The sequence below is a fragment of the Pseudomonas kulmbachensis genome (assembly GCF_963681935.1).
Taxonomy (GTDB): Bacteria; Pseudomonadota; Gammaproteobacteria; order Pseudomonadales; family Pseudomonadaceae; genus Aquipseudomonas; species Aquipseudomonas kulmbachensis.
Genome location: NZ_OY817088.1, coordinates 5,256,113 through 5,272,590, shown reverse-complemented (window position 1 = coordinate 5,272,590; position 16,478 = coordinate 5,256,113). Strand labels below are relative to the sequence as shown.

Below are 16,478 nucleotides of genomic sequence, written 5' to 3'. Positions count from 1 at the left end.
AGTACCAACCGATTCAGACCCTTCCTACAACAAGTTTTGACCATACCTATAAAACCGGCGAAACCAGTCGCGCCACTCGCATGCCCAGTTGCTGCAAGCGGTGAGTGGCCTTGATATCGGCTTCAGTAATTTCACGGGCCAAGGCGAAATCATCGAGCAGCATATGCTCGACTTCTCTGGCGAACGTTTCGTCGACGGTGAGCAGCATCACTTCGAAGTTGAGACGGAACGAGCGGTTGTCCATATTGGCGCTGCCAATGGCACTGATCTCGTCGTCAACCAACACTACTTTCTGATGCACAAAACCGGGTTGATAACGGAAGATCCGTACGCCTGCGCGTACCGCTTCGAAGGCATACAGGCTGGATGCAGCGTAAACAATTTTGTGGTCAGGACGGGACGGTATCAGGATGCGCACATCCACCCCGCGCAAAACGGCGAGCCTCAGTGCCGAGAACACAGCTTCATCGGGCACAAAGTAAGGGGTCGTAATCCATACCCTGTGGTTGGCGGCATGGATGGCCTCAACGAAAAACAGCGAGCAGGTTTCGTAAGGGTCAGCCGGACCGCTGGCCAGGAACTGGCAAAGTACGCCACCGTCCGGATAACTCTGCGGCAGGATCAGGGGTGGCAGTTTGCGTGCCGCCCAGAACCAGTCCTCGGCAAATGACTCTTGCAGACAGGCAACCACTGGCCCGGTGACCTCGACATGGGTATCGCGCCACGGGGACAGCGGCGGTTTGGCACCCAGGTATTCATCGCCGACGTTGTGGCCGCCGACAAAACCTCTCACGCCATCGACCACCACCACTTTTCGATGGTTACGAAAGTTGACCTGGAAACGGCTGATCCAGCCGCCACGGGTGGCAAACGCATAGGTTTGCACACCACCTGCGCGCAGCGTTTCTGCATAACTGCCGGGCAGGGAGTGGCTGCCAATGCTGTCATACAACAGGTGAACCGCGACTCCTTGCGCAGCTTTCTCCAGGAGCAGTGCGTGCAGTTTCATGCCCAAGTCATCGTTGTGGACGATGAAAAACTGAACCAGTACCACCTCTTTCGCGGCGCGAATGGCGTCGAAGATCGCGTCGAACGTGGCTGTGCCATTGATCAGCAAACGCACCGAGTTGTTTGCCAGGCAAGGCATGCGCCCCAGTCTCGGCATCGCCCGCAACGAGGCATAGGCTTTTGAGTTGCGTGCAGCCAAGGCCTCCTCTACCCAGGGTCGCCAGCTCAGGTGGGTGATCGCCTCTCGCATCTCCTGATTGGCATCGCGTCGAGCGCGGATGTAATCGTCAAAAGTGCTACGGCCAAAGATCAGGTACGGGATCAATGTGAGGTAAGGAATGAAGAACAGCGACATGGCCCATGCAATCGAACCCTGCGCCGTCCTTACGGTTAGCACCGCATGTACGGCGGCAATCAAGCCTAAGCTGTGGATCAATAAAATCAGATAACCAAATACGTGCGGGCCTAGATAATCCATGCGTATCCTTGCTCCTCAATGTCCAATGCCAAGTATTAACAGACCACGTTCTGTTATGAATGTCTCTATTTGGTTGCGGGTGCAACACTCGCTGACTTTCGACGTCTAACGCTGACAATTGCGTAGGAGTTACTTGATGAATCTTCGTCTGCTTGGGCTGTTCATGGCCTGTGGTTTGTCGATCCCGGTGGCCCAGGCCCAAATGTTGCAACCGGGGCTTTGGGAACTGAGCTCCAGCAATATGCAGGTAGATGGCCAACAGTTGCCTGAACTACAGGTAATGTTAGGTCAGCTACAGAACATGCTTACCCCGGAACAAAAAGCCCAACTGGAGAGCCAGGGGCTGACCATGGCGGGTAAAGGTGTTCGGGTGTGCCTGACACCCGAACAAGTAAAATCAGACAACATTCCGCTGACGGACCCCAAGTCCGGATGCAACCAGCAGATCACTGAGCGTAGTGGAAATCAGTGGAAGTTTCGCTTTAGTTGCCCAAAAGCCCAGGGCGCAGGTGTGGCTACATTTGCCAGTGATCGTGAGTTCACCACCCAAGTGAATGGCACCTTCAATGCGACCGGGATTCAGCAGAAGGGCAGCATGGATACCCGAGCTGTCTGGTTGGGACAAAACTGTGGAACAGTCAAACCGCGCACCTGATCAAAATTCGTTTTGCAGCGCTTTATAGCCGCGCACCAAATCGACATTGGTGCGCGCTACGTCCTCTGAAAATTCGGATGCACTGACACTGACTGGAGCGAACTGGCTCAGGTCGGTGTTTGGCCCGATGCGGGTTGTGGACGGGACATAGAAATTTGCTGGCAGGTCGCGGCCATCGACGACCGAGTTATGCCGCACCACGCAGCCGTCACCCAGCTCGCAATTGAACAGCACACTGTTGAAACCGATGAAGACACGATCGCCGACGAGGCATGGTCCGTGGACGATGGAGCGATGTGCTATCGAAGTGTTTTCACCGATAGTCACAGCCGCCCCTGACTTCGAGTGAATGACCACGCCGTCTTGAATGTTGGAATTGGCGCCAATAGTGATAGGGCGCATGCCGCCATCCTGGTCCACCTCATCAGCGCGGATAACGGCGTAAGGGCCGACGAAAACGTTCTCGCCAATGATCACCTTGCCGCAAATTATCGCGGTTCTATCGACGTAGGCCGACTCGGCTATGGTGGGTAAATCTCCGGAGGGATTCTTGCGGATCATTGCGCTCTCCAGTTCCAGCGGCTCTCGGCCACGGCGTCATGACTGTGCAAGCTTTCAGCATGAACCACTTTCAGGCTGAAGCCCTTCACCCCTTGAGCAACCTTCAACGCGACATTCAACCTCCGTGCAGCATCCTCACAGAACATCAAGTTCTGGCCATTGGCTAACGCGAAGGCTTGTTCGTCTGCGCGTTTTACAGCGGTTTGTACCGCGGTCGCCAAAGCACTTTCAGCCTCATCGATCAGGGAATTGATCGGGAGATACCCCAGTTCTGTGTCGAGGCGGATTTGTAACGTAGCGGTACTTCTTTGGCTGTGTGGCGTCGCGACGATGCCTTGTGAGCTGCCAAGCCAGGTTAAAACTTCGGCGTGCTGCAACGGCTTATTGGCAAAGTCATTGACGAATTGTTGCTGGATTAATTGGCGAGCCAAGGCTGCCGAGCACGGGCAAGTTGATGAGTACTCCACCTCAACTTTTAGTTCCACGTGGAACATTCCGTTTTTCAGAGATGCATCGATGGTCACCGGGTAGCTCTTCCAACCACTCAAAGGGCTGACCAATGCGGGGCGCTTTAGGAGCAGGTGGGTATGAATACTCAGGTAGGCACAGATCGATAAATCATCATGGCTGTCGAGAAATCGCTGTAAAACTTTTTTCAAAAGTAGAGGGTTCAGCCCCTGCGACTCGATTACTTCTAGCGCTAGAAAAAGTCGTGACATGTGAATTCCACGTGCCTGTGCGTCATCCAGACTGACCCCAGCATCAACCTTGGCGGTGAGCTGCTGGCCGTCAATCACAATGGGCAGTGCAATGCCGCACATTCCGACCCATTCCAGCGGGACAACCTGGCGGGTGTTTTGTGAAGCAATGTCGGGAAGGGTAAGTGCATTCATAAAGAGCTTCCATCAAGGGAGTTGGCATTTTGTTACTTAATAACAATTCTAATCCTTTGTATTGTTATAATGTATCATTATCGACGACCTGAATTGGTCGCGCCAACAAGCGGGCGCTTTGACCTGCCAACCCTGATGAGGAATCTCCCATGCCTAAACGTTTGCCGGTGACTGTGCTGTCCGGATTTCTCGGTGCAGGAAAAAGCACCCTGCTTAATTATATTTTGCGTAACCGTGACAACTTGCGCGTGGCGGTGATCGTCAACGACATGAGCGAAATAAATATTGATGGAGGTGAGGTTCAGCGTGATGTGACCTTGAATCGCGCTGAAGAAAAACTCGTCGAAATGAGCAATGGCTGTATCTGCTGCACGCTGCGTGAAGACTTGCTGGAGGAGGTCAGTGCACTGGCAAGGGACGGTCGATTTGATTATTTATTGATCGAATCAACCGGTATTTCAGAGCCTCTACCGGTGGCAGAAACTTTCACTTTTCGTGACGAAGCGGGCCAGAGCCTGGCCGATATTGCCCGTCTGGACACCATGGTCACGGTGGTGGATGGCCTCAATTTCTTGCAGGATTATCAAGCCGCAGAGAGCCTGGATTCACGGGGTGAAACCCTTGGAGAATCTGACGAACGGTCGATTACCGATCTATTGATTGAGCAAATCGAATTCGCTGACGTCATTTTGATCAGCAAAATTGACCTTATCAGCAGCGCTGACCGCCAGGAATTAATCGCCATTTTGCAGCGCTTGAATGCTCAGGCCGAAGTAATTCCGATGGTGATGGGCGAAGTACCGCTGCATAAAATTCTGGATACCGGACGTTTTGACTTTGAGCGTGCGGCGCAAGCACCTGGTTGGTTGCAAGAGATACGCGGCGAGCATGTGCCGGAAACCGAAGAATATGGCATCGCCTCGAGCGCCTACCGCGCGCGACGTCCTTTTCACCCCGAACGTTTTTTTAATTTTATCGAGCGTCCATGGACCAACGGCAAGCTGCTGCGCTCCAAAGGTTTTTTCTGGCTGGCCAGTAAATATCAGGAGGCGGGTAGCTGGTCTCAGGCGGGCGGGTTGATGCGCTATGGATTTGCCGGGCGTTGGTGGCGTTTTGTGCCCCACGACCAGTGGCCACAAGACGCGCAAACCAAGGCAGAAATTCTTCAAAAATGGCTGCCGGACACTGCTGATTGCCGTCAGGAACTGGTTTTTATTGGTCAGCACATCGATTTCTCCTTGCTCACGGATGAACTCGACGCCTGTTTGCTTACCGATGCAGAAATGGCACTGGGCGAAGCGGGCTGGAAACTGCTGAGTGACCCCTTTGGCGAATGGTACGAAGAGGTGGCTGCATGATGAATGCCTATGCCCATACGGCTCGGCCAGTGATTCAGCAGGTTTGCGGAGAAACTCCGCAAATCATGACGCGAATCTTGGATGAAGACGTCAATCTGGCGATCTGGCAGCGTCAGTTACCTGTGCATATCGTCGATTTTGGGGCTTTATTGCTCTCGCTTGACGAGCCATTGGCTGACGCCATTGTGCTGGAAATGGCCGATGAGAAGGCTCAGCCCAACCTTCGTGGCCTGGCAGCCCGATTTAATGATCTGGAAGGCTACGCAGGCTTTATTGCGGATGTTTCCTGGCTAGTGAGTGCCTATACGTGTCTGTTGGGCGCAAAACGTATTGGGCTGCGTCTCAGGGCCTTGGATAAGGCAATGTGCCCTCGGTTTCATGTGGATCACGTACCTGTGCGACTAATTACCACTTATGCAGGGATTGGTAGTCAGTGGCTGGAAGAAGGTGTGATGGATCGCCGTCAGTTAGGTCAGCCACAGGCCGAGCCAACCCAATCCGCGCTGATTCAGCAAGTTAATGCCGGAGAAGTAGCCTTGCTCAAAGGCGAGAAGTGGCAGGGCAACGAAGGTGCGGGCTTGATCCACCGCTCGCCGGCACTGGCACCAGGCGAGCGACGGCTGATTTTGACCCTCGATTGGCTGGCCTGAGGCATATTGCTTGCTTTGATTCTTACAGAAGCTGGCGCTCATGTTGCAGAACATACCCACCCACGTGATTGCCGGGCCACTCGGCGCCGGCAAAACCAGCCTGATTCAGCACCTGATGGCGCACAAACCTGCGCACGAACGCTGGGCGGTACTGGTCAATGAGTTCGGTCAAATAGGTCTGGATGCGGCCCTGATGAGCCAGGGGGATGATGCTATTGCCATTGCCGAAGTGGCAGGCGGTTGCGTGTGTTGCGTCAATGGCGCGCCATTTCAAATTGGCTTGAGCCGTCTATTACGCAAGGCTCGGCCCGACCGATTGTTTATTGAACCTTCCGGTTTGGGCCATCCCGCACAGATTTTAAAGCAGCTCAGTGGGGCTCCTTGGCTTGGTGTTTTGGCACTGCAGCCATGCGTTATGGTGCTTGATGCGCAAGCGCTGGCCCAAGGCAAACCCCTGCCTGAAACCCAGCGAGAGGCCTTGAAAAGCGCAGGTTTGCTGGTCATGAATAAATCTAATAGTGTCTCAAATGAGCAACGTGAGCAGATTGCATGCAGCCTGCCAAAGTGCCCTGTTCTATGGGTCGAGCATGGCCGGATCCCTTTAAGTACGCTGCCTGCAGCCTATATGAATGTTATTCATGCTGTGGATAACTCATTGATTTATAAGGATTTTAATCAGGTTTGTAGCGTATTTTCAGCCCCTCGAACGCCGATAGTCATGACTCAGCACCAGCCCGAAGGATGGAGTGTGGGATGGCGCTGGCATGCTTCCTGTCAATTTGACCTGAGCTTGTTGCAGCAGTGGCTTGAGAGCCTCAATTGGCGGCGTGCGAAGCTGGTTGTACAGGGTTCGGATGGCTGGTTTTCCAGTAATTCTGTGGATAACTCGCTCGCGCAGTGGAAATCGAGCGAATGGCGCAAGGATTCACGCCTCGAATTAATTTTCGATCAGCCGCAAGACCTGGAGCTGCTCCGTTCGGGGCTGGATAACTGTCTTTGCAAGGAGGTTTTTTAAGAGGGGGATGCTGCGCAAGCAAGAAAACAGGGGGGTTTACCTGATTCTGTGCTGGTAAAATTGTCCTACAATATTAAGTGTGTGTATTAATTTCCTCGGCTAAAAACCTCAAGAAGTGTCTATCTCAAGGGTTTCAGCCTGTTTGTCAGAAAAGTTATCCACAGGTGTTTTTTAAGTCAGGTGTCACAGAAGGGTCAGTGGCGGGTCTTGCTGTGTTCCTGGCGCCATTGGCTGAGTTCAATCACCTGAGCGGTGGGAATTTCGCTCGGTGCGGGCTCGGTTTTGAAGGGGTAAGGCGGCAGTTCGATTTTTGCGCTATGTGCGCCGAACTGGGTGATGGTCCCGGTATGGCGCTGATCGCCCGTCACGGTGAATTCAAAGTTATACACACGGGCCAAGCGTTTATTACCGTTGGCATCGGGGATCAGGCCGATTTTCTTGAGCGCAACGTTTTCATCCAGCAGCTCGATATCGAGATTTTTGCAGTGCTGTTTGACTCGCTCCAGCGCCCGCTCGCGTAAACCGTGGTTATGCCATAGCCAGGCAGCGCCAGTGGCCAGCAGCATCAGCACAAACATATTTCCAAGGGTCAGCATTACATGTGCTCCAACAGATTGTGCTCAGCTTAACTGCGTGTTCAACCTGTCGTACAGGCCGCGTTTCGTCGCATACTGCGTGGCTTGAATCCACCCGTAGTCTGGAATCCGGCATGAAACGTACACCTCATTTACTCGCCATCCAATCCCACGTGGTTTTCGGCCATGCCGGCAACAGCGCAGCTGTTTTTCCCATGCAGCGCGTCGGGGTAAATGTCTGGCCTTTGAACACGGTGCAGTTCTCCAACCACACTCAGTATGGTCAGTGGGCAGGCGAAGTGTTGGCTCCTGCGCAAATTCCTTCGCTGATCGATGCAATTGCCGCCATCGGCGAGTTGGGAAACTGTGATGCGGTCTTGTCCGGCTATTTGGGCAGTGCGGCTCAGGGCCGGGCTATTTTGAGCGGGGTGGCGCGCATTAAAGCGGTCAATCCCAATGCGCTGTACCTGTGTGACCCTGTAATGGGCCACCCGGAGAAAGGTTGTATCGTCCCTCAGGAGGTCAGTGATTTCCTGCTGGACGAAGCCGTCGCAATGGCGGACTTCCTGTGCCCCAATCAGCTGGAACTGGACAGCTTCTGCGGGCGCCATCCGCAATCGCTGTTCGACTGCCTGGCGATGGCCCGCAGCTTATTGGCCCGCGGCCCGAAAGCGGTGCTGGTGAAGCATTTGTCTTATCCCGGTAAACCGGCAGAAAGTTTCGAGATGCTGCTGGTCACGGCTGAGGGGAGCTGGCACTTGCGCCGCCCGCTGTTGGCCTTCCCGCGCCAGCCAGTGGGTGTAGGTGATCTGACATCAGGTTTGTTTTTAGCGCGAGTGTTGTTGGGTGACAGCCTGGTAGCTGCATTTGAATTCACCGCGGCGGCGGTACACGAGGTATTGCTGGAAACTCAGGCCTGTACCAGCTACGAATTGCAGCTGGTCCGGGCTCAGGACCGCATCGCTCATCCGCGTGTGCGGTTTGAGGCAGTGCCGATCAGTTTGTAAGCAAACCTGTATTTTTTGTGGGAGCGAGCCTGCTCGCGAACGACCTTCGCGAGCAGGCTCGCTCCCACGGGTTAATTATCCGTAGCGGTTACACCGTTTCGTCTTTCAGTTCGCGATAACGCAGCTCCAGTTCCTGACGGATCTGGCGACGTTGCTTGCCCTGAATAAAGCGGCGTCGGTCTTCGCTGTTCAACGGCTGCAACGGCGGAACGGCCGCCGGCTTACGGTTGTCGTCCACGGCTACCATCGTGAAGAAACAGCTGTTGGTATGGCGTACCGAGCGTTCACGAATATTTTCAGTGACGACTTTGATTCCAACTTCCATCGAGGTATTGCCGGTGTAGTTGACCGACGCCAGGAAGGTCACCAGCTCTCCGACATGAATCGGCTCGCGAAAAATCACCTGGTCTACCGACAAGGTGACCACATAGCGACCCGCATAGCGGCTGGCGCAGGCGTAGGCGACTTCATCGAGGTACTTGAGCAGGGTTCCGCCGTGAACATTGCCAGAAAAATTGGCCATGTCCGGGGTCATCAAGACCGTCATCGACAGTTGGGCGTTTCCGGGTTCCATAGCAGCAGGCTCGTGGTTGTGTTGCAGCAGTGAAATGGGTATCTCTGTGGATACTTGTCGATTTTTGAAACAGTTATTAACGGGACGCTGCCGTTTTGACTGCCGTCACGCTCATATCCATCTGTTTCCATATATTGCACCGCCTTTCTGCCGGAAGTCGCGGTGTTAACCTGCAAAAGCCCGTTAGTCGGGTAATTCCTACATTTAAAACAGTTGATACACACCGCCTAACAAGCGGCGTCTGTCGTCTTGTTGTCTGGTGAACATTAAACAAGGAGTACCACGCCATGCATGCCATCAGTTTTATTCAGGATCTGGCAGTCATCATGCTGGTCGCTGGTGTGGTGACGATACTTTTCCACAGGTTCAAGCAGCCGGTGGTGCTGGGTTATATCGTCGCGGGTTTTATTATTGGCCCGCACACCCCGCCATTTGGCCTGATCCACGATGAAGAAACGATTAAAACCCTGGCTGAGCTGGGGGTAATTTTTCTGATGTTTTGCCTGGGCCTGGAATTCAGCCTGCGCAAGCTGTTCAAGGTCGGGGCCACGGCTTTTATCGCAGCGTTTATGGAAATTACGCTGATGATCTGGATCGGCTACGAAATTGGCCGCTGGTTCGATTGGAACACCATGGATTCGCTGTTTTTGGGCGCAATTCTGGCCATTTCGTCGACCACGATCATCGTCAAGGCACTTAACGACCTGAAGATGAAGAACGAGCGCTTCGCACAGCTGATTTTTGGTGTGCTGATCGTTGAAGATATTTTGGGTATCGGCATTATTGCCCTGCTGTCGAGTATCGCTGTCAGCGGCAGTGTCAGCCCCGAAGAGGTTTTTTCGACGGTCGGTAAATTATCGTTGTTCATGATTGTGGCGCTGGTCATCGGTATTTTGCTGGTGCCGCGGGTGCTGGCGTACGTAGCCAAATTCGAAAGCAATGAAATGCTGCTGATCACTGTGCTTGGGCTGTGTTTTGGCTTCTGCCTGCTGGTGGTCAAACTTGAATACAGCATGGTTCTGGGTGCGTTTTTGATCGGTGCGATCATGGCCGAGTCGCGGCAGTTACTGAAAATTGAGCGCCTGATTGAGCCTGTACGTGATCTGTTCAGCGCGATTTTCTTTGTCGCTATCGGGCTGATGCTGGACCCGGCCATCCTGCTGGAATATGCGCTGCCAATTGTGGTGATTACCGTCGCGGTAGTGCTTGGCAAGATGCTTTCCTGCGGGCTGGGAGCGTTTATCGCAGGCAATGACGGGCGCACTTCGTTGCGGGTCGGGATGGGGCTGTCTCAGATCGGGGAGTTTTCTTTCATCATCGCGGCGCTGGGTATGACATTACAGGTCACCAGCAGCTTCCTGTACCCCGTAGCGGTGGCTGTATCCGTATTGACCACCCTGATGACGCCTTACCTGATTCGCGCCGCAGACCCGCTCTCGCTCAAGCTGGCACAGGTAGTCCCTGATCGCCTGTCACGGGTCTTCGGGTTATATGGCGAATGGTTGCGTAACATTCAGCCACAGGGCGAAGGGGCGTTATTGGCGGCCATCATCCGAAAAATCTTGATGCAGGTTGGCGTCAATCTGGCTTTGGTTATCGCTATTTTCTTTGCGGGTGGGTATTTCGCCCCTCGGATCAGTCGTTATCTACAGGGCTGGATTCTGGAGCCTAGCTGGCAAAAAGGGATGATTTGGGGGGCTGCCTTGCTGCTGTCGCTACCATTCCTGATCGCGGCCTATCGCAAGCTCAAGGCACTGTCGATGCTCCTGGCCGAGATGGGGGTCAAACCGGAAATGGCCGGGCGCCACACGCAGCGCGTGCGCCGAGTGATCTCTGAAGTGATCCCGATTCTGTCGTTGCTGGTGATTTTTCTGCTGTTGTCGGCATTGTCGGCGAGCATCTTGCCCACCAATGAATTGCTGGTGGTAATCGCAGTAGTGGCGGCGGGGGTGGCGGCGGTGTTGTGGCGCTGGTTTATCCGGATTCATACGCGCATGCAAGTTGCACTGCTGGAGACGCTGGATAATCACAAGGAGGCGGGGCATTGATAGCCCGCTGACCAATGGCTGGAAAGCGGGCGAGAGGTATCAGCTTTCCAGCCAGACGTCGCGCGCCCAGTGCCAGACCGATTCCCACGTTTCTTCGGTGACGAGTTCTTCTTCGCCGGACCACAGCACCACGGTGCCGTCTTCTTCGACGCAGTAGTAGTCGTCGCCGTCCTGGCAAATAGGGATCAAGCTGCGATCAACGCCGGCATCCCAGGCGTTGGCCGCTACTTCCGGCAGGTAGGTGTGCGATTGCGGATCGGTCACGGTGACCGGCTCCAGGCTGCCATACACCACGTCACTGACGGTCAGCAGAAACTCTCTGAAGACAAACGGGATATCAATGAACAGCTGTTCTTCGATTTCCACCAACTGGTCTTCTTCAGGCAGCTCCAAAGGAACTGGTACAGGCTCGTTTTTTTCGCGTAGCTCTTCGATGATCTCTTCCACGACCTCAATCCTCATGCTCTATGGCGCGGTTTATATGACGCGCTTTATACAGTAGCTCGTTATAAGTGCAATCGTGAAATGCAAAGCCCCGGACAAGTCCGGGGCTTTGGTTAACGCATGTGTTGCTCTCGGGATCAGCCGTTCTGGCGGATACCTGCAACCAGCCAAGGCTGGTTGTCACCTTGCTGACGTTCCATGTTCCAGCTTTCGCTGAAGGCTTCGCCCTGGTCAAAGCGCGAGTTTTTCGACACGCCGCTGAAGGTCAGGGTTGCGATGGTTTTGTCTGCGCGATCATCCAGGCCGTCCAGTTGTACGGTCAGGTTGTCGATGTAGGTGGACTGGAAGCCATCACCCAGCTCAGCGCGTTCACGCTTGAGGAAGTCGAGCATCTGCGGTGTTACGAACTCGGCAATCTTGTCCATTTCGTTGGCATCCCAGTGCTGTTGCAGGGATTGGAAATGGTTGCGCGCAGCATCAAGGAAGTTTTGTTCGTTGAACCAGGCCGGAGCATTGATCACCGGACGGGCTGCAGGTGCCGCCGAGCCACCACCGAAAATCGATGCGGTCGCTGGCTTGGCGTCGAAGCTTTCACGCTGCATTGGCGCGTGACCAGCTGGGGCCATCATGTCAGCTTGTTGCTTGCGACGACGGGCAGCAATGAAGCGGAAGATCAGGAAGGCGATGACCGCCATGATCAGAATGTCGAAGAACTGCATGCCCTGGAAGCCACCGCCCATGAACATGGACGCCAGCAGGCCGCCGGCTGCGAGGCCAGCCAGAGGGCCGAGCCAGCGCGAAGCACCACCGGCTTTAGCGGCTGCGCCTGCAGCACCGGCAGCCGCAGGGGCTGCGGCTGCGGCTGGAGCCGCCTGACGCGTTTGGTGGGTCGGTGCCGCACCAGCGCTTTTGCCGCCGCCGAAGCGCTTGGCGTTCGCGTCGAGGCTCATCGTCAAGCCGATGCACAACGCCATGGCGATGCTAAGAAAACGTTTCATAAGGGGTTCCCATTTGTGGATATCACGCGCGCCATGTTGCACAGGTGAGTTGTGACTGGCTAGCGGTGAAGTGTTTCGGGCTTTTGCCTGTTTTGCTGTAGGACTTGGATTTGTTTGGGGTAGGAGGCTCGCTCCCACAGGGAGCTGCCCCACCTTATCCCCAAAAAGCTGTCGGGTTGCTGTCAGACCGCTTCAAGTTTGGCGTAGCCCATCATCAGCCACTTGCTGCCTTCCGAGAAGTTGACCTGGACTCGCGCCTGCGCTCCCGCACCCTCGAAATTGAGGATAACGCCTTCACCGAAGACAGCGTGCTTGACCATCTGGCCGAGTTTGAATTCGGTTTCCGGAATCTCCGACCCCCCAAACAGGCTGCTGGCGCTCTGCTTTTGACCGCCGCCGAAAGGACGACTGACACTATTGGACAGTCGAACTTCCTGGATCAGGCCTTTTGGTACTTCGCGAACGAAGCGCGAAACCTTGTTGTAGGTTTCGCTGCCGTAAAGGCGTCGGGTTTCGGCGTAAGTCATGACCAGATTTTGCATTGCACGGGTAATGCCCACGTAAGCCAGGCGCCGCTCCTCTTCAAGGCGGCCGGGTTCTTCCAGGCTCATCTTGTGCGGGAACAAACCTTCTTCCATGCCGACCAGGAACACATACGGGAACTCCAGGCCCTTGGCGCTGTGCAGCGTCATCAGCTGAATACCGTCTTCATGCTCTTCGGCCTGGGTATCGCCTGCTTCCAGTGAGGCGTGACCAAGGAAGGCGGCCAATGGCGACAGTTCTTCGTCTTCGTCATTGTTTTCGAAGTTGCGCGCCGCGCTGACCAGTTCCTCAAGGTTTTCTACCCGAGCCTGGCCTTTTTCACCTTTTTCCGCCTGATGGTAGGCAATCAGCCCACTTTGCTCGATCACGGTTTGGGTCATCAGATGCAGTGGCATATCCATGACTTTTGCCGCGAGGTTTTCGATCAGCTCAATAAAACCGGCAATGGCGCCTGAAGCACGACCCGGCAGGGCTTTATTGGCGATCAGCTGGCGCATCGCTTCCCACATCGACACATCGCTGTGACGTGCGTGATCGCGAATGGCTTCGACAGTTTTTTCGCCGATGCCACGGGCCGGTACGTTAATGACCCGCTCCAGTGCAGCATCGTTGCCACGACCTTCGAGCAGGCGCATGTAAGCCATGGCATTTTTGATTTCAGCGCGTTCGAAGAAGCGCTGGCCACCATAAATGCGGTACGGAATGCGCTCGCGCAGCAGGGCTTCTTCAAGCACTCGCGACTGGGCGTTGGAACGGTACAAAATAGCGATGTCGCTGTGGGCCAGCCCGGTTTTTAGCGCGCTCTCGATGGTCTCGACCACGTAGCGTGCTTCGTCGTGTTCGTTGAATGCGGCGTACAGGTTAATGGCTTCGCCTTCACCGCCGTCGGTCCACAGCTCTTTGCCCATGCGCCCGGTGTTGTTGGCAATCAGGGCATTGGCTGCCTTGAGGATACCTGCCGTGGAGCGATAGTTTTGCTCCAGGCGAATGGTTTCGGCGTCCGGGAAGTCGGTCGAATACTGATAAATATTCTCGATTTTCGCGCCGCGCCAGCCGTAGATCGACTGGTCGTCATCGCCCACCACCATCAGGCTGTCGCCACCCTGGGCCAGCAGTCGCAGCCAGGCATATTGAACGGCGTTGGTGTCCTGGAATTCGTCCACCAGAATGTGCCGGAAGCGTTTCTGGTAATGCGCCAGCAAGCCGGGATTGTCGCGCCACAGATCAAGGGCGCGCAGCAGCAGCTCGGAAAAGTCGATGACACCTGCGCGTTGGCACGCGACCTCGTAGGCCTCGTAAATGTTGCGCATGGTGGCCAGGAACAAGTCACCGCTGGCCTGGATATGTTTGGGACGCAAGCCTTCGTCTTTTTGGCCGTTGATAAACCACTGCGCCTGACGCACTGGCCAGCGTTGTTCATCGAGCCCAAGTTCGCGGATCACGCGCTTGACCAAGCGTTGCTGGTCATCGCTGTCGAGAATCTGGAAGGTCTGGCTCAGCCCGGCTTCCTGCCAGTGAGCCCGCAACAGACGGTGCGCCAGGCCGTGGAAGGTGCCAACCCACATGCCGGCCGGGTTGATACCCATCAGCTGTTCGATGCGATGGCGCATCTCGGCGGCGGCCTTGTTGGTGAATGTCACCGACAGGACTGAATGTGGTGACGCGTTCTCGACCTGGATCAACCAGGCGATACGGTGCACCAGCACACGGGTTTTGCCGGAACCTGCGCCGGCCAGAACCAACTGACGCCCCACACTGGCCGTGACGGCCTGACGTTGGGCATCGTTGAGAGAATTTAACAAGAGAGAGAGATCATCGCGCATCGGGGCATTTTAGGGGCTGTTGGCGTTTCATTGCTAGCCGCGTAGCGGTCTTGGGCCGAGTGGTCAAAAAGGCTGCACGTACGGCACAAGGGGCGCGGGTAAATTTACCCTGCCGGTTTCAGCTATTTAATGGCACCTGTGCGTTTGGTCGCAGGCGCAGCTTGTGTATGCTCGGACGACTTTTTGGCTCATCTACTGATAAGAATTTTGCCGATGGTTCAGAGTTTAAATTCGCCGGGTAATTTTTACGGCATAGGGTTCGGGTTGCTTGTGCTAGTGGGTGTGCTGGGTTGGCAAGTCAAACGGATCAATCAGCGCCGTGAAGTGCGCCGTCTACGCCGTAAGGGTTTATTCGACGACTTGCAGCAAGCCAAAGTGCGCTCCGAGCAACTGAACACCGAGCTTGCGCAGGCAGTGGAACAACGTCGTCTGGTTGAGGCGCGGGTGCATCACCTTACCCACTTCGATGAGCTGACCGGTCTGGCCAATCGTCTCTTGTTCAAGGAACGTCTGGAGGAGGCCAATCAACGTGTGCGCCAAGGCTCGTGCAACCTGACGTTGCTGCACATCAACCTTGATCGCTTCAAACTGCTCAATGACAACCTTGGGCACGAGATGGCGGATCATGTGCTGCAAAAAATGGCTGAACGCATCACCAAGGCTCTGCCTGAGGCCGACACCATTGCGCGATTATCGGGCGATGAATTTGCTGTGCTGTTTGATGCATATAACAGCCTGACCAGTCTGGCGCGGGTAGCGACACGGCTATTGGGCAAACTCGGCCGGCCGTTGGTGGTGGACGGCCATGAGTTGATTATCAGTGTTTCCATCGGCATCAGCCTGTTGCCCGGCAGCGCACGTGACATTGCCACACTGGTTCATCAGGCCAACAAAGCCATGCAGTTGGCCAAGCACCTGGGGGGTGGCACTTTTCAGTTCTACAGTCACAGCCTGCAACACAGCACTCTTGAACGTTTGCAGTTGGAGAACCAACTGCGCAAAGCCATTGCCGAGCGTCAGCTCAACGTTTTCTATCAACCCAAGTTATGTCTGGCGACGGGGCGTCTGCACGCGGCTGAAGCCTTGGTGCGTTGGGACCATCCGCTATTGGGCAGCGTGCCGCCGAGCGAATTTATTACCTTGGCCGAAGAGACCGGCCTGATCAGCGCCATCGGTGAATTTGTGCTGCGCGAAGCCTGTCGGCAAGCCTGCGAATGGCAGCGCGCAGGGCTGGCGCCAATACGGGTATCAGTGAACCTTTCGGGGCATCAACTACGGCAGGGCAAGCTGGTCAGCTTGGTGCGCCAGGTACTCGAAGAAACCGGGCTGGCGCCGCAATATCTGGAGCTGGAACTGACGGAAAGCCAGTTGCTCGACAATGTTGAATACGTGATCACGACCTTCCAGCAGCTTCATGAGTTAGGGGTGAGGTTGGCGATAGATGATTTTGGCACCGGTTTTTCATCATTCAGTTACCTCAAGCGTTTTGCAGTGGACTACGTGAAAATCGACAAGACATTTATTCACGGCCTGGGGCGTAGCAGCGAAGACGAGGCTATCACCACCGCGATTATCTCCATGGCCCACAGCCTGGACCTGAAAGTGGTCGCCGAAGGTGTTGAAAACGAGGCGCAGCTGGCATTTCTCAAGGCTCGCCAGTGTGACGAAGTGCAGGGTTACTTGATCAGCCATCCGGTCAACGCTGTGGAGTTGGGTGACTTATTGCGGACCGGTGTAGTTATTTTGTAGTGTCGAAAAGGGCTACACAGCCCTGAAGCTGCTTGATTTAAGGGTGAGAGCGGGAGCCGAGATCGCGTATTGGGTGGGCAGAAAGCGAATTCTTGTAGT

At 55.1% G+C, this 16,478-nt stretch carries 15 protein-coding genes; 7 read left to right on the top strand and 8 right to left on the bottom strand.

Going from position 1 to position 16,478, the window contains the following annotated elements:
* Window positions 1–46: 46 nt before the first annotated feature.
* The gene (cls, locus tag U5A05_RS24075) at window positions 47–1,486 is read right to left on the bottom strand and encodes a cardiolipin synthase (RefSeq protein WP_261740309.1); all 1,440 of its coding nucleotides are present in this window, start codon (window positions 1,484–1,486) and stop codon (window positions 47–49) included.
* 136 nt (window positions 1,487–1,622) lie between these two features.
* Between cls and U5A05_RS24070 the strand changes: the two genes are divergently transcribed.
* On the top strand, window positions 1,623–2,141 hold the full coding sequence (locus tag U5A05_RS24070) for a DUF3617 domain-containing protein (RefSeq protein WP_261740308.1): 519 nt from the start codon (window positions 1,623–1,625) through the stop codon (window positions 2,139–2,141).
* On the opposite strand, the gene U5A05_RS24065 is transcribed toward U5A05_RS24070, so the two are convergent.
* Both U5A05_RS24065 and folE2 read right to left on the bottom strand, forming a co-directional pair.
* The gene (locus U5A05_RS24065) at window positions 2,142–2,702 is read right to left on the bottom strand and encodes a gamma carbonic anhydrase family protein (protein WP_261740307.1); all 561 of its coding nucleotides are present in this window, start codon (window positions 2,700–2,702) and stop codon (window positions 2,142–2,144) included.
* Window positions 2,699–3,595, bottom strand: coding sequence for a GTP cyclohydrolase FolE2 (folE2, locus tag U5A05_RS24060; protein ID WP_321835141.1), 897 nt, complete (start codon window positions 3,593–3,595; stop codon window positions 2,699–2,701). Before folE2 ends, U5A05_RS24065 begins: the two co-directional genes overlap by 4 nt.
* A gap of 149 nt (window positions 3,596–3,744) precedes the next feature.
* Between folE2 and zigA the strand changes: the two genes are divergently transcribed.
* From zigA to U5A05_RS24045, 3 genes are read left to right on the top strand one after another with little or no spacing between them, the layout of a single operon-like run.
* A complete protein-coding gene (gene zigA / locus U5A05_RS24055; protein WP_321835140.1) occupies window positions 3,745–4,953 on the top strand; it encodes a zinc metallochaperone GTPase ZigA in 1,209 nt (402 codons plus the stop codon).
* Window positions 4,953–5,603, top strand: coding sequence for a DUF1826 domain-containing protein (locus U5A05_RS24050; RefSeq protein WP_425262916.1), 651 nt, complete (start codon window positions 4,953–4,955; stop codon window positions 5,601–5,603). Before zigA ends, U5A05_RS24050 begins: the two co-directional genes overlap by 1 nt.
* 40 nt (window positions 5,604–5,643) lie before the next feature.
* Window positions 5,644–6,618 (top strand): CobW family GTP-binding protein, encoded by a 975-nt coding sequence (locus U5A05_RS24045; protein ID WP_321835137.1) that lies wholly within the window; start codon window positions 5,644–5,646, stop codon window positions 6,616–6,618.
* 194 nt (window positions 6,619–6,812) lie between these two features.
* Here U5A05_RS24045 and U5A05_RS24040 read toward each other — a convergent pair whose 3' ends face one another.
* Window positions 6,813–7,214, bottom strand: coding sequence for a DUF3301 domain-containing protein (locus tag U5A05_RS24040; RefSeq protein ID WP_261740302.1), 402 nt, complete (start codon window positions 7,212–7,214; stop codon window positions 6,813–6,815).
* A gap of 113 nt (window positions 7,215–7,327) precedes the next feature.
* On the opposite strand from U5A05_RS24040, the gene pdxY reads away from it, so the two are divergent.
* Window positions 7,328–8,200, top strand: coding sequence for a pyridoxal kinase PdxY (pdxY, locus tag U5A05_RS24035; protein ID WP_261740301.1), 873 nt, complete (start codon window positions 7,328–7,330; stop codon window positions 8,198–8,200).
* An 88-nt stretch (window positions 8,201–8,288) separates the two neighbouring features.
* Here the strand turns inward: pdxY and U5A05_RS24030 are convergent, their stop codons facing one another.
* Window positions 8,289–8,774 (bottom strand): acyl-CoA thioesterase, encoded by a 486-nt coding sequence (locus U5A05_RS24030; protein WP_261740300.1) that lies wholly within the window; start codon window positions 8,772–8,774, stop codon window positions 8,289–8,291.
* Window positions 8,775–9,061: 287 nt separating this feature from the next.
* Between U5A05_RS24030 and U5A05_RS24025 the strand changes: the two genes are divergently transcribed.
* A complete protein-coding gene (locus U5A05_RS24025) occupies window positions 9,062–10,822 on the top strand; it encodes a cation:proton antiporter (protein WP_261740299.1) in 1,761 nt (586 codons plus the stop codon).
* Between the two features lie 39 nt (window positions 10,823–10,861).
* On the opposite strand, the gene U5A05_RS24020 is transcribed toward U5A05_RS24025, so the two are convergent.
* The 3 genes from U5A05_RS24020 to uvrD form a co-directional block, all read right to left on the bottom strand.
* The gene (locus U5A05_RS24020; RefSeq protein ID WP_016782918.1) at window positions 10,862–11,269 is read right to left on the bottom strand and encodes an SMI1/KNR4 family protein; all 408 of its coding nucleotides are present in this window, start codon (window positions 11,267–11,269) and stop codon (window positions 10,862–10,864) included.
* Between the two features lie 134 nt (window positions 11,270–11,403).
* A complete protein-coding gene (locus tag U5A05_RS24015) occupies window positions 11,404–12,264 on the bottom strand; it encodes a Tim44 domain-containing protein (RefSeq protein ID WP_321835135.1) in 861 nt (286 codons plus the stop codon).
* A gap of 182 nt (window positions 12,265–12,446) precedes the next feature.
* The gene (uvrD, locus tag U5A05_RS24010; RefSeq protein WP_261740297.1) at window positions 12,447–14,630 is read right to left on the bottom strand and encodes a DNA helicase II; all 2,184 of its coding nucleotides are present in this window, start codon (window positions 14,628–14,630) and stop codon (window positions 12,447–12,449) included.
* Window positions 14,631–14,843: 213 nt separating this feature from the next.
* On the opposite strand from uvrD, the gene U5A05_RS24005 reads away from it, so the two are divergent.
* Window positions 14,844–16,379 carry a putative bifunctional diguanylate cyclase/phosphodiesterase gene (locus U5A05_RS24005; RefSeq protein ID WP_321835134.1) on the top strand — a complete coding sequence of 512 codons (1,536 nt, stop codon included), beginning with the start codon at window positions 14,844–14,846 and terminating at the stop codon, window positions 16,377–16,379.
* Window positions 16,380–16,478 lie beyond the last annotated feature (99 nt).